This window comes from Klebsiella sp. HN106, assembly GCF_051209435.1.
Taxonomy (GTDB): domain Bacteria; phylum Pseudomonadota; class Gammaproteobacteria; order Enterobacterales; family Enterobacteriaceae; genus Klebsiella; species Klebsiella oxytoca.
In genome coordinates, this window is sequence record NZ_JBLURD010000001.1 from 1,349,410 (window position 1) to 1,363,412 (window position 14,003).

11 protein-coding genes and 1 pseudogene are annotated in these 14,003 nt (G+C 57.8%); 2 read left to right on the top strand and 10 right to left on the bottom strand.

The genetic code is table 11. From position 1 onward, the window contains the following. Positions 1–28: 28 nt before the first annotated feature. The gene (gene mdtQ, locus ACSIPU_RS06270) at positions 29–1,468 is read right to left on the bottom strand and encodes a multidrug resistance outer membrane protein MdtQ (RefSeq protein WP_196557446.1); all 1,440 of its coding nucleotides are present in this window, start codon (positions 1,466–1,468) and stop codon (positions 29–31) included. 119 nt (positions 1,469–1,587) lie between these two features. Between mdtQ and ACSIPU_RS06275 the strand changes: the two genes are divergently transcribed. Continuing rightward, entirely contained in the window at positions 1,588–2,322 is a 735-nt protein-coding gene (locus tag ACSIPU_RS06275) for a class I SAM-dependent methyltransferase (protein ID WP_196557445.1), read from the top strand. A gap of 63 nt (positions 2,323–2,385) precedes the next feature. Here the strand turns inward: ACSIPU_RS06275 and ACSIPU_RS06280 are convergent, their stop codons facing one another. From ACSIPU_RS06280 to mhbT, 9 genes and pseudogenes are all read right to left on the bottom strand, one after another. Next, positions 2,386–3,780, bottom strand: coding sequence for a glycoside hydrolase family 1 protein (locus tag ACSIPU_RS06280; protein WP_004103857.1), 1,395 nt, complete (start codon positions 3,778–3,780; stop codon positions 2,386–2,388). Positions 3,781–3,797: 17 nt separating this feature from the next. Continuing rightward, a pseudogene (bglF, locus tag ACSIPU_RS06285) lies at positions 3,798–5,769 on the bottom strand (PTS beta-glucoside transporter subunit IIABC). A 53-nt stretch (positions 5,770–5,822) separates the two neighbouring features. Beyond that, the gene (bglG, locus tag ACSIPU_RS06290) at positions 5,823–6,656 is read right to left on the bottom strand and encodes a transcriptional antiterminator BglG (RefSeq protein WP_004103859.1); all 834 of its coding nucleotides are present in this window, start codon (positions 6,654–6,656) and stop codon (positions 5,823–5,825) included. Positions 6,657–6,808: 152 nt separating this feature from the next. Further along, entirely contained in the window at positions 6,809–7,747 is a 939-nt protein-coding gene (dusC, locus tag ACSIPU_RS06295) for a tRNA dihydrouridine(16) synthase DusC (protein WP_004114085.1), read from the bottom strand. 198 nt (positions 7,748–7,945) lie between these two features. Next, entirely contained in the window at positions 7,946–9,139 is a 1,194-nt protein-coding gene (locus tag ACSIPU_RS06300; RefSeq protein WP_115239387.1) for a 3-hydroxybenzoate 6-monooxygenase, read from the bottom strand. A gap of 8 nt (positions 9,140–9,147) precedes the next feature. Next, a complete protein-coding gene (gene maiA / locus ACSIPU_RS06305; RefSeq protein WP_016809257.1) occupies positions 9,148–9,792 on the bottom strand; it encodes a maleylacetoacetate isomerase in 645 nt (214 codons plus the stop codon). Between the two features lie 8 nt (positions 9,793–9,800). After that, on the bottom strand, positions 9,801–10,499 hold the full coding sequence (locus ACSIPU_RS06310) for a fumarylacetoacetate hydrolase family protein (protein WP_064344297.1): 699 nt from the start codon (positions 10,497–10,499) through the stop codon (positions 9,801–9,803). A gap of 23 nt (positions 10,500–10,522) precedes the next feature. Beyond that, positions 10,523–11,560, bottom strand: coding sequence for a gentisate 1,2-dioxygenase (gtdA, locus tag ACSIPU_RS06315; RefSeq protein ID WP_004103869.1), 1,038 nt, complete (start codon positions 11,558–11,560; stop codon positions 10,523–10,525). Positions 11,561–11,571: 11 nt separating this feature from the next. Further along, positions 11,572–12,930 carry a 3-hydroxybenzoate transporter MhbT gene (gene mhbT, locus ACSIPU_RS06320; RefSeq protein WP_004103871.1) on the bottom strand — a complete coding sequence of 453 codons (1,359 nt, stop codon included), beginning with the start codon at positions 12,928–12,930 and terminating at the stop codon, positions 11,572–11,574. 126 nt (positions 12,931–13,056) lie between these two features. Here mhbT and ACSIPU_RS06325 point away from each other — a divergent pair, with 126 nt between their 5' ends. After that, positions 13,057–13,974 (top strand): LysR substrate-binding domain-containing protein, encoded by a 918-nt coding sequence (locus ACSIPU_RS06325; protein ID WP_016809260.1) that lies wholly within the window; start codon positions 13,057–13,059, stop codon positions 13,972–13,974. Positions 13,975–14,003 lie beyond the last annotated feature (29 nt).

Below are 14,003 nucleotides of genomic sequence, written 5' to 3' on the forward strand. Positions count from 1 at the left end.
AAGCGCAGCGCAAGACGGGGAAACCGAACTACTTCGCCGCCTGATGATACCCGCCGCCCAGCGCGGAGGTTAGCTGGATGCTGGCATCAAGCCACTGGCCGCGCAGACGCAGAGCGGTAATGCGCTCCTGCAAAGCGGGCAGCTTCGCCAGGCTGACGCGCGAACCGGAAATAATCCCGGCATTCATCCGCGCCTGCGCCAGAGCGACCATCCGCTGAGCATCCTTTTCAACCTGCTGCTGCTGCTGATTTTTCGCCATCAGCGTCTCAACCTGGCTGGCGGTTTTCGCCACCTGATTAACCGCATCGACCACCGCTTTGTTGTACTTCGCTATCGACAGGCCATTTTGCGCGCTGGCGATATCCAGATTCGCGTTCAGGCGGCCGCTATCAAAGATCGGCAGGGTCAGCCCGGCAGTGACGCCCATCTGCTGGGCTGAGTGGCGGAACAGATCGCTGAGATGCAGAGCATCCTGTTGCAGGAAGGCCATCAGGTTGATATCCGGATAAAACGCGGCTTTCGCGGCATCAATTTCGCTTAAGGAAGCTTCGATATACCAGTGGGCGACCTGCAGATCAGGACGTCGCGCCAGCAGCTCATAGCCCAGCTCATTGGGCATTTGCGCGCTGACGGCAGGCAAATCCGCCGGATGCAGATTCAGCGCCTGGCTCTGATTGTTGGTCAGCGCCATCAGCCGCGCTTCAATCTCTTTCATACTGCCGGCAACGTCGGCAAGCTGCTGATCGGTTTTACTGACGTTAATGTCGTTCTCCGCCCCTTCGGCCGAGTTGGTGATCCCACGTTGATACAGCGCAGTATCCACGGTAACGACGTTATTCTGTTCGCGCTTCATCTGCGTCAGCACGTTTTTAATGGCCGCCTCGGTCTGCCACTGCCAGTAAAGACGGGCGACGCTGCTGGCCAGCAGTTCACGGGTCTGGGCTTCTTCAGCGACCTGAGCTTTGACTTCACCGATTCGCGCTTGTAACAGCGCGCGGTTTTTACCCCACAGATCCAGGTCCCATCCGGCGGTCAGCCCGAAGGTACCGTTGGTGTACCACGGCCCGGTATTGCCATCGGTATCGGTGGCAAACGGTCCCATCAGCCCCTCGGAAGACATTTTCTGCCGTTCAAGATCGGCGGAAAAATCCAGATTCGGTCCCAGGGTGGATTGCGACATCCGCGCCTGCGCTTCCGCCAGTTTGATGCGCTGCCCGGCAATCTGCATGTCCGGCGCATTGGCTAAGGCACGCTGAATCAGGCTATTGAGCTGAGGGTCATGATAATCCTGCCACCAGTTGCTTTGCGGCCAGCCGTTTTTCACGGCGGCGGGCAGTTCCATTGATACGTGGGATGCCGGGGTTTGCTGCTGGAGCGGATTGCCAATATCGTGCGATGGCGCGCAGCCCGCCAGCGCGATGGCCAGTGGCAGGCCAGCCAACGCGCGTTTGCTCAAAGTCAGGTTCATGAAATCGGTCAGATGATTAAATAAGGTCGGGTATATTAAGCTAATTGCATCATAGCCGTTTAGTAAAGCGTGTGCCGTAACTATTAGCAGGCTAAAAATAAACTTCTCATGGAGTGAAAATGAGTCAGAACATCTATGACGATCCCGCTTTTTTTGCCGGATACGCCACCCTCGACCGTTCAGTTAAGGGACTGGAAGGCGCGCCTGAGTGGCCAACCATACAGCAAATGCTTCCGCCGTTATCCGGTTTACGCGTCGTCGATCTTGGCTGCGGTTACGGTTGGTTTTGCCGCTGGGCCCGCGATCGGGGCGCCGCGCAGGTCGAGGGACTGGATCTCTCCAGCCGGATGCTGGAGCGCGCCCGCGAAATGACCCGCGGCGAAGGTATCCGCTACCGCTGTGAAAACCTGGAGAACCTGACCCTGCCCGCAAATAGCTGCGAGCTGGTCTATAGCTCGCTGGCGCTACACTATCTGCCCGACGTGGCGCCGCTGTTCGCTACCGTTTACCAGGCGCTGACGCCCGGCGGTACGCTGCTGTTCTCCGCCGAGCATCCCATCTATACCGCCCCGCCGCAGCAGGGCTGGCTGGAAGATGAGAACGGACAGAAGCGCTGGCCGGTGAGCCACTACCAGCAGGAGGGCGAACGTATCAGCAACTGGTTTGCCGACGGGGTGAAGAAGCAGCACCGCAAGCTGTCCACCTGGATAAACCTGCTGGTGGCCGCCGGTTTTATCATCGAGCATCTGGATGAATGGGGGCCAACGGCGGAGCAGATTGCCGCCCAGCCAGCGCTGGATGAAGAAAAAGAGCGGCCGATGATTTTTCTGCTGCGCGCGCGCAAGGCGGCGTAATACGCAAAATGGCCCGGAGGTTATCCGGGCCATATGGATGATGTTACTTTCGTGCTCAGGGCATTACTCTTTTAAGCTGCCGCCGTTAGTGGCAATCACCTCTTTATACCACCAGAAGCTCTTCTTGCGGCTGCGCGCCAGGGTGCCGTTGCCTTCATCATCGCGATCGACGTAGATAAAGCCATAGCGTTTGGACATCTCCGCTTTCGAAGCACTCACCAGGTCGATAGGTCCCCAGCTGGTGTAGCCCATCACCTCAACGCCGTCCTCAATTGCCTCACGAACCTGCACCAGATGGTCGTTAAGGTAGCTGATCCGGTAATCGTCGTTGATGCTGCCGTCAGCTTCCACTTTATCTTTCGCGCCGAGACCGTTTTCCACGATAAACAGCGGCTTCTGATAGCGATCCCACAGCACGTTCAGCAGCGTGCGCAGACCGAGCGGGTCAATCTGCCAGCCCCACTCCGAACTTGCCAGATGCGGGTTTGGCACCATGCTGAGAATATTGCCGCGCGATTTTTTGTTCAGCTCTTCGTCGGCGGTCACGCAGCCGGTCATATAGTAGCTAAAAGAGATAAAATCGACGGTCTCTTTCAGGGCTTCGCGATCGGCATCGGTGATCTCAAGGCTAATGCCGTTGTCGCGGAAATAGCGCAGCATATAGCCCGGATAAGCGCCGCGGCACTGGACATCGCCAAAGAACTGCCAGCTGCGGTTCTGCTGCAGCGTTTCAAAAATATCGTCCGGTTTGCAGCTCAGCGGATACATCAGGCCGCCGAGCAGCATATTGCCGATTTTGCCCTCAGGCACGATGTCATGGCAGGCTTTAACCGCCAGCGCGCTCGCCACCAGCTGATGGTGAATGGCCTGGTAGACGTCCGCTTTGCTGCTGTCAGCCGGCAGACCAACGCCGGTCATCGGCGCGTGCAGGGACATATTGATTTCATTGAAGGTCAGCCACAGTTTGACCTTCGTCTTGTAGCGCTCAAACACCGTGCGGGCATAGCGTTCGAAGAAGCCAATCACTTTGCGATTGCCCCAGCCGCCGTAGTTTTTCACCAGCGCCCACGGCATCTCATAGTGCGACAGCGTCACCAGCGGAGTGATATTGTGCTTCGCCATTTCGTCAAACAACTTGTCGTAAAAGGCCAGTCCGGCTTCGTTTGGCTGCGTTTCGTCGCCCTCAGGGAAAATACGCGCCCAGGCAATCGATACGCGCAGGCAGTTAAAACCCATTTCGGCAAAGAGGCTGATATCTTCCGGGTAACGATGATAGAAATCGATGGCGACGTCTTTTATGCCGCTATCGCCAGGTACGCGTTCTACCACATCGCCAAATACGCCGCGCGGTTGGACGTCAGAAGTGGTTAATCCTTTCCCCTCTTCCAGATAAGCGCCTTCGACCTGGTTTGCCGCGGTCGCGCCGCCCCATAAAAACGCCTGTGGGAATGTCTTCATTCATCTCTCTCCTGTGATTAACGGCTTACGGACAACAGCGGCTGACCGGCATCCACCGCGCTGGCGGAAACAATGTCGAGAGCACGGTAATCGTCGCTGTTGCTGATAATAATGGGCGTCGCCAGATCGTAACCGGCGTTCAGAATCGCCTGACGGTCAAACTCCAGCAGCAGATCGCCCGCTTTAATTTTGTCGCCCTCTTTAACATGGGCGGTGAACGGCGCGCCATCGAGCTTGACGGTGTCGATACCCACATGGATAAGCAGTTCAATTCCGCTATCGCTCAGCAGGCCGATAGCATGTTTCGTCTGGAAAATCGAGGCGACTTCCCCCGAGAACGGCGCAATAACTTTGCCTACTGAAGGGATAATCGCCACACCCTGGCCAAGTAAACCGCTGGCGAAGGTGCTATCTGGAACCTGATCGAGCGCCAGCACGCTGCCGGTCATCGGCGCCAGAATATCGTTTTCCGAGGCCGGGGCCACGACAACGGCCGCCTGTTCGGCGGCGCTGCGCGGCAGCCCGGCGACTAACGTGAGCACGCAGGCGATGATTAATGCGCTAATCGTTCCCAGCGCGCCGCCCCACACCGTGGCGTCAATGCCCTGCGGCGGGATCATCTGCGCCAGGGTGAAAATGTTACCGAAACCGAAAGAATAAACGTGGCTGTCGCTGAAGCCGACAATCGCGCCGCCGATAGCGCCAGCGACGCAGCCGAAGATAAAGGGACGGCGGAGCGGCAAATTCAGCCCATAAATCGCCGGCTCGGTCACGCCGAAGATCCCGGCGGATACCGCCGAACCCGCCAGCACTTTTTGCCGGGCATCGCGAGTGCGCAGGAAAATCCCCAGCGCGGCGCCAACCTGACCCATTACCGCCGGCAACAGCATCGGCATCATCGAATCATGGCCAAGCACGGTAAGGTTGTTAATCATCAACGGTATCAGGCCCCAGTGTAAACCGAAGATGACGCACACCTGCCACAGCGCGCCCATCGCCGCCCCGGCAAGCCAGGGCGCAACCTGATAGATAAGCAGATAGCCATTGGCCAGCTGCTGGCTCAGCCAGGTCGCAACCGGGCCGATAATCAGAAACGTGAGCGGGACAACCACGGCCAGGCAAATCGCCGGGGTAAAGAAGTTCTTCATCGACGAGGGCAGTATTGCGTTGCTCCGCCGCTCAATCCAGCAGCTCACCCACGAGGCGAGGATAATCGGGATGACCGACGAGCTGTAATTGATAAAGGTCACCGGAATGCCAAGGAAATATTCCGCCGCGGCGTCAGGCGCCATACTGGCTTCGAAAGATTGAATCATCAGCGGATGAGTTAACGCGCCGCCGATCACCATCGTAATAAAGGCGTTACCGCCAAATTTCTTGCCGGCGGTGTAGCCGAGAAATAACGGGAAAAAGAAGAACAGCGCATCGCTGGCGGCAAACCAGATTTTATAGGTCGCCTGTTGCGTCGTTAACCAGCCGCAAACGACAGCCAGCGCCAGCAGTCCTTTGAGGATCCCCGAGGCCGCCAGGACGCCGATAAACGGGGTAAAAATACCGGAAACCACGTCGATAATCTGGCCGATAATCGACACTTTTTCGCCCTTCACCGCAACCGGCTCACTGTCGTCCGTCAGGCCGGCTTCGCTGCGCACCGCCAGCCAGACATCATGTACGTGGTTACCGATGACCACCTGAAACTGGCCGCCGCTTTCCACCACCATGATGACGCCAGGATTCGCCTTCAGTCCTTCGGCATCCGCCTTCTTGCTATCTTTAAGCTTAAAACGCAGCCGCGTTGCGCAGTGAACCAGACTCACAATATTCTCTTTGCCGCCTACCCGGCTAAGAATATCCTGCGCGAGTGCTTTATATTCCATGCTGTTTTTCCTTACTTCCGCTGCCCGCAGGCATCGTTAACTGAGTATTAAAAATAAAAAAACCCGAGAACAACGCCATGTAAGCGTTGCGCTCAGGTTTTGCCTGCATAATGCAGTAACAATCCAGTTGTAGAGTGGGAGCCTGGCGCCAGGCCCGATCGGCGCTTAGCGTCCCTCTTTTCTCACCCGTTCAATATGAATGGCGAGAAACATAATTTCTTCCGTCGTCAGCGGCCGCTGGTAGCTCTTTTGCAGGTGCCGGGCGACGGTTTCCGCACACTTCCACGCTTTTGGGTAGTTATCCTTTACCGCGCTGTGCAGCGTCACATCATCATCTTCGACCACCGTTCGCGTCAGCATACGCTGGGCGAAAAACTTAAGATGCGTAACGAAACGCTGGTAGCTCAGCGACTCTTCGTCGTAGTTAAGGGTCAGCTGATATTTCACCAGCTGCAGAATCTCCTGCATGACCCGGGTAACGTGCATCACCTCCGGCATTTCGCTGTTGAGCTGCGCCGTCACCAGATGCAGGGCAATAAAACCCGCCTCATCTTCGGCCAGTTCAACGCCAAGCCGTTTGGCGATAATCGCCCGCGCTTCCTGCCCTAACTCAAACTCCTTAGGATACAGCCGTTTTATTTCCCACAGCAGCACATTACGAATGGCGAGGCCCTTCTTCTGCCGCTCGATCGCAAAGTGGCAGTGATCGGTCAGGGTAATGTACAAGCTGTCCTGTAACTTACCGAGACGACCGCGCGCCAGATCGATAATCCGATCGCAGGTGGTCATCACTTCTAACGGTATCTGACTGAGTAATTCGCCTAAACGACCAATCAGTTCATCGCTCTGCAGCGCGAAGACTTTTTCAATTTTACTTTCATCAAGAGAGTCACCAACGCGTTTTTGGAAGGCAAGTCCTCGGCCCATGACCACCTGTTCGCGCTGCTGCTCATCGACAACCACCACTACATTATTATTAAGTACTTTGGCGATTTGCATATGAACCCCAAAAACAAAAAAACCTGACCCCGACAGATGCCAGGAAATCAGGTTTTGCCTGCCGGAGCAGTAACAATCGGTAGTGAGTATTTCACTGTCCGCCGGGTAATCTCAATGGGACAAGCAAAAAAATGTGATGCAGGTCAGATAGTTTAGCTACGCCAGTCGTTAATCGTGCGCGCAATACTGGTTGAATCCTGTAGAGTGCGCACCGCGCTGAACAGATCAGAAGCTTCGAGGTATTCTTTACGCAAATAGCTCAACCACTGTTTGATACGCGCGACGTGATAAAGGCCGGTATCGCCCTGCTTTTCCAGACGGGTATATTTTTGCAGCAGCCCGACGACCTGGGGCCAGGGCATACGCGGTTCGTTATATTTTATTACCCGGCTTAAGTTCGGTACGTTCAGCGCGCCGCGGCCAATCATTACCGAGTCGCAGCCGGTCGCGGCCAGGCAATCCTGAGCGCTTTGCCAGTCCCAGATTTCACCGTTGGCCACCACCGGGATAGTCAGGCGCTGACGGATTTCGCCAATAGCCTGCCAGTCAATGCGCTCCGCTTTATAGCCATCCTCTTTGGTGCGGCCGTGAACCACCAGCTCGCTGGCCCCCGCCTGCTGGACCGCATCGGCTATTTCAAATCGCCGTTCGCCGCTGTCCCAGCCAAGCCGAACTTTTACCGTGACCGGTAGTTCGTCGGGAACCGCTTCGCGCATCGCTTTCGCGCCGCGATAGATAAGCTCGGGATCTTTGAGCAGCGTTGCCCCGCCGCCGCTGCCGTTCACCAGCTTTGACGGGCAGCCGCAGTTCAGGTCAACCCCCCAGGAACCGAGTTCGACCGCGCGAGCGGCGTTTTCCGCCAGCCACTGCGGATACTGCCCGAGCAGCTGCACGCGCACGCGGGTGCCGGAGGGCGTCAGGCTGTTGTTATGCAGTTCCGGGCACAGTTTGTAGAACGATTTTACCGGCAGGAGCTGATCCACCACGCGCAAGAACTCGGTGATGCAGAGATCGTAATCATTGACTTCGGTCAGCAGCTCGCGCACCAGCGAATCGAGCACGCCTTCCATCGGCGCCAGTAGTACACGCATATTGTTTATCATTGCCCGAAAAAAAGAGGCGCTATGGTAGCGCCTCTGGATGCGGGTTGAAAGGGGTGAATCTCGGTTTTACCGGCAGCGCTGCTGCTTCCCGGCTTGCGCTGCGCTTAGCCGGGCGACAAGGTCACCTCTGTCTGCGGGCCGTAGTCCGGGTGAGGCGCCAGCCTCGGCCGGGAAATGCACGGCCGCTTAACGTGGTTGCAGGCAGTTATCCTCTTTCCAGCCGTACAGCCACTCAATGCCGCGATAAAACTCGCTCTGGGTTTTGCCTTTCCACAGCAGATTGCGCACCTGGCGCTCAACCCCGGCAGCGTGATAGACCCGCCCCATTTCACGCGTCGACCAGACGATCCGCGCGGTACGCGGAATACGCACCGATTCATACAGCGCGAAAGCGCGGGCGGCGTCGCCGTCGCACTGGGCCAGCGCTTTACCCAGGGTCACCGCATCTTCCAGCGCCATACAGGCCCCCTGCGCCATATACTGCGCCACCGGATGCGCGGCATCGCCGACCAGCGTAATACGATCGTTGCCCCATTTTTCTACCGGCTCGCGATCGGCGGTGGACCAGCGGCGCCAGGAGGTCGGTCTATCGAGCATCTGCCGGGGACGCGGGTGGATACCTTTAAAGTAGGACAGCACCTCTTCTTTACTGCCGTCGCGCACGCCCCACTCTTCCTGCTGCCGACTATGAAAGGTCACCACCAGGTTGTACTGCTTACCGCCGCGCAGCGGATAATGCACCAGGTGGCAGTGCGGACCCGCCCACAGCACCGGCGCATTGATGCGCAAATCGTCCGGCATATCGGCGGCGTCGACGACCGCGCGATAGACCACGTGGCCGGTCACCCGCGGCGAATCGCCCAGCAGGCTTTGGCGCACCACCGATTTACCGCCGTCGCAGCCGATCAGAATATCCGCCGTCCAGCTATTGCCTTTATCATCAAACACCGTCACGTCATCGGCGGTCTGGCGGATATCCACTACCTGCGTCGAAGTACGATACTCGACGGCCGGATGGGTCAGCGCCGCCTCCCAGACGGTGGCGTGGATATCCACCCGATGGATCACCGCATACGGCCCGCCAAAATGGTCGCGGAACGCCTGTCCTGTCTCAATGTGCACGACCTCTTCGCCGTTTACCGCATCCATCATGGTGATATGGTCGGTAAAGACCGCCCGCTGGCGGGCGACTTCGCCGACGCCGAGGCTGTCCAGCGCCGAGAACGCGTTTGGGCCAAGCTGGATCCCGGCGCCAATTTCGCCGATTTCATGCGCCTTTTCCAGCAGCATCACCTTGATACCCTGGCGCGCCAGCGAAAGCGCCGTGGCTGCCCCGCCAATACCGCCGCCGACAATGATTGCTCGCATCACTTTTGCCATGTTGCCTCCTAAGCCGGGATCTTATCTTGTTGGTTTTCCGGCGCGGCGGCGATAAACGCCGGCAGCCGGGTACAGGCGTCATAAACCGCCTGGCAGCGTGGATAGTGGCTGAGATCGCAGCCCATCCTCAGCGCGTTGGCCCACTGCGGCACCAGACAGCAGTCCGCCAGGGTGGGGGCATCGCCCACGCAAAAATCGCCGGATTTCGCGTGGCGCAATAGCTGTTCAACGGCGCTGAACCCCTGCTGGATCCAGTGCGCATACCAGCGTTTTTTCTCCTCTTCGCTCACCTTAAGCTCGTCGCCAAGGTAGCGTAAAACGCGCATGTTATTAATGGGATGAATATCGCAGGCGATGGCGTATACGATCTCCAGCACCCGCATGCGCGCGCTGTCTTCCTCAGGCAGCAGCAGCGGCTGCGGATAGTGCCGATCCAGCCAGTCCGCTATCGCCAGCGACTGGCCGAGAGATTCACCTTCGTCGGTAATGAGCGTCGGCACCAGGCCGACCGGGTTCAGCCGCCGGTACTCCAGCGCATTCTGCTGGCCGATGCGGATATTGACGCCCACGCTCTGGTAGTCGATGCCTTTCAGCGCCAGCGCGATGCGCACGCGGTAAGAGGCAGAGCTATTAAAAAAACTGTACAGCTTCATCATTCACCTCACACCACGCGCACGGCGATTGGCGTCAGTCCATCTACGTTGCCGGTGATAACATCGCCTTTCACCACCGCGCCAACGCCTTCTGGAGTCCCGGTAAAAATCAGGTCACCGGGCTGCAGCTCAAAGAAGCCGGAAAGATAGCTGATAGTTTCATTAACCGACCAGATCAGGTGGCGAATATCGCTGCGCTGATGATCTTCCCCATTCACCTGCAGCCAAATTCCCGCCTCGTTGACGTCAACCGTATCTGCTTTGTGCAGCGGCGCTATCGGCGCGGAGAGATCGAAGGCTTTGCCGATTTCCCAGGGACGGCCCATCTGGCGCATCTCCATCTGGCGATCGCGGCGGGTCATATCCAGACCGGTGGCATAGCCCCAGATATACTCATGGGCCTGCTCCAGCGGGATATCGCTTCCCCGTTTGCCAATCGCCACCACCAGCTCAATTTCATAGTGATAGTTGTCGGTTTGCGCGGGATACGGCAGGTTCCGCGTCTCTCCCGCAGCGACGGGCACCACCGCATCGGCAGGCTTGCAGAAGAAAAACGGTGGTTCGCGATCCGGATCAAAGCCCATTTCACGCGCGTGAGCGGCGTAGTTGCGGCCCACGCAGTAAACGCGGCGTACCGGAAACTGCTCATCGCTGCCGACAACCGGAACGCTAATTGGGGCCTGGGGAGCAAAAACGTATTGAGTCATGATGGAGTCCTTATTCGTATTTTTTAATAACGCGCTTCGCGGAACAGGCCGAGCGCTTCCTGCACGGGACGGTCCGAAAAGCTGAATAACACGGTATCTTCGGCGGAGATAAAAGAGACGGCGTGCCAGGTGGGCACCACGAAGATATCCTTTGCCTGGAAAGAAAATGTCTGCTCGCCGATAGTCACCTGGCCGCTGCCCTCTACCACGTGATAGATGGTGCTATCGGTGGTTTTTGCCGCTCGCGAGGTAAACCCTTTCGGCAGCAGCTGGAGAAAGGCGCCCATCGATGGCATCGGGTAGCCACCGGTGACCGGGTTGACGTAACGCATCTTATAGCCGTCCCACTCGTCGGCATCCCCCATACGCGTCAGATCGTGCAGCGCTTCGCGGCTGCGGTCGTAGCGATAGTTAAAGATGGGCGAAGAGTTACCGACCTGATGGCGCAGCGGCAGCATATTGGCGGCGTAGCGCGGCAGATAATCCCCCTCTTTGCGGGTCACCGGCTGCTGATCCTCCGGATAGTCTTCCGCGAAACCGCAGCCCAGATAGTTCACCAGCGGCAGATCGAGGCCATCCACCCAGACAACCGGCTCATTGCCCTGGTTGCCGTGGTCGTGCCAGCGCCACTGGGGCGTCAGAATAAAGTCACCGGCCCGCATTTGCGTGCGTTCGCCATCGACGGCGGTAAATGCCCCTTCACCTTCAACCACAAAGCGCAGCGCCGACTGGTTATGACGGTGGCTCGGTGCCACTTCGCCGGGCATGATCAGCTGTAAACCGGCATACAGCGATGAAGTAATCGATGACTGTCCGCGCAGCGCCGGGTTCTCCAGCACCAGTACGCGGCGTATCGCCTCTTTCGCGCCAATCAGCTCGCCGCTTTTCAGCAGCAGCGGACGAATCTCCTGATAGTTCCAATAAGCCGGCGCACAGGTAGGGTTCGGCGTTTTCGGGACCAGATGGTGCAGCGATTCCCAAAGCGGCGTCAGGTTTTGCCCGGAAATATGCTGATAGTAGTTCTGACGATCGTTGTTGATTTCCATGGAAGATTGGGACATGAGCATTCTCCTTATTTATTCACGATGCCCGCAGAAGGCAGCGCGGCAGGTACAGATGTTGGGTTGCGAACGGCAAGCGTCAGCAGGACAAGCATCACGGCGCTAACCACAGCCGGTACTGCGATAACAAAAAACAGGGTGTCAAAAGAGAAATTCATCGCCATCATCACGCCGCCGGAGAGCGAACCAACAATGGCTCCGCAGCGGCCAATCGCGTTTGACCAGCTCACGCCGGTCGCGCGGCTTTGGGTGGGATACAGCGTCGCGGTCAGAGCATTTAGCCCCACCTGCGAGCCGCTGATGCCGATACCGGTGCCGAAAATCGCCAGCGCCATCAGCCACAGACCGTTCTCGCTCAGGCCAATCATGACGATACAGACCGACCCCAGGGCGTAACTCAGCGCCAGCACCCGGAAAGGGTTGAAACGGTCCATCAGCACACCGAGCAGCAGTGCGCCAAAGGTCCCGCCAATCTGGAAGGCCGCGGTCACCCAGGAAGCATGCTGTAAATCAATTCCACGATGGTTAAGCAGCGTCGGCATCCAGCTGGAGAGGAGATAGATAATCAGCAGGCTCATAAAGAACACGACCCACAACATCAAGGTGATGGGCAGCTGACGCCCGGCAAATAGCTGGCGGATGCTGCCTTTCGCGCCGGCGGCAGGCTCATCAAGCCAGAAATGGGTATCGGTATAGCGTTCGCCGGTTATCGCGCCAACGGTTTTGGCAATCATCGCTTGTGGCAGCTGACGACGGATCTGCCAGCGCGGAGATTCGGGAAGCAGCGGGATTAGCGCCGCCGCCAGCATCAGCGGTAGCACGCCCCCCAGCACCAGGATACCGGGCCAGCCAATCAGCGGCACCAGCTGCGCGCTGACCACGCCGCCGAACGCCGAGCCGAGGGTGAATCCACAGAACATCAGGGTCACCAGCGCCCCGCGCCGCCGGGCAGGCAGATATTCCGAAGTCATCGTAATGGTGTTAGGCATCGCGCCGCCCAATCCCAGCCCCGTCAGGAAGCGCAGGATCACCAGCGTCTCCAGGTCAGGGGAAAACGCGGAAAGCAGGCTAAACAGGCCGAATAGCGCGACGCAGAACTCGATGACCCGTTTACGGCCAAAGCGGTCGGAGAGCGGACCGCATAGCAGCGCCCCGGCGGTTAAGCCCAGCAATCCTGCGCCAAATAACGGCGCGAGATCGCCTGCGGTTAATTGCCAGTGGTGACGAATATCCGGGGCGATAAAACCAATTGCCGCAGTATCGAAACCGTCGAGCATGACCACCAGGAAACAGCAGATAATTACGCGCCATTGCCGGGCGCCGACCGGCGCGGCATTAAGCAGTTTCTGTAGTTCGAGTCGTTGAGTCATCGTTATGCCTCAGTGCAGGTAGGGGAAGATGTTGTATTTATTTCTTTTATGTTGCGAGTTTGTAACCCAAGCAATGAAATGTACAATGGTATTTCGGGCATAGACATAACCTGGAGGTTATCGCTGATGGCAGGCTGGACGCAGAAACTGAAGCTGCACCATTTACAGATGCTGGTCGCGCTGGGGGAACAAGGCAACCTCACGCAAGTGGCTAAATTGATGAATATTACTCAGCCGGCGCTCTCCAAATGGCTGAGCCAGTTTGAAGATGAAGTCGGTATGCCCCTGTTTGAACGTCACAGCAAAGGCCTGCGCCCGACAGAAGGCGGAAAGCTGCTGCTTCAACACGCCCAGCGGCTGATTAACGATATGTCGCGTTCGCAGTATGAAATCGAGCGTTTCAAACAGGGCGGACAGGTGGGGAGTCTGATGATCGGCTGTTCACCGGTGGCCACCGACTGCGTTTCGCAGGCGATCCTCGAACTGCTTAAAGAGATGCCGACCCTGCATCTTAATATCGAAGAGAAAGTCATGACGCCGCTGCTTAACGATCTGCTCGCCGGGGTGATTGATGTCGTGGTCGGGCGAGTCGGCGGGCGGGCGCTGGAGCTGCCGCTGAGCTACCGGGTGCTCTACACCGAGCCGGTCTGCTTTGTCGCCCGCCCCGATCATCCTCTGGCGCAAAAATCGCAGTTAAGCTGGGCTGACCTCTCTCCGTGGCGCTGGATTGTCTGGCCCACCGGCACACCGATTCGCCTGAGCATCGACAACGCGCTGGTGGATAACGGCGTCATGCTGCCGGAGAACACCATTGAGTCCGCCTCGATGAACGTCACCAGCAACCTGTTACAGAGTAGCGATATGGTGTCGATACTCTCACTGCGCCTGGCGCAGCGCTATGCGGCCCAGCACCAGCTGGCGATTCTTAATTTGCCGCGCATTGAACAAAAAGGTAGCGTTGGGGTTTTCTGGCGAAAAAGTGAAGCGCCGTCGCTGGCGTTGAGCCGATTTCTGCACTGTCTGTCGCTGCAATCGACACACTGATAGCCGTCCGTTTTGCTGTTCCCCGTCTC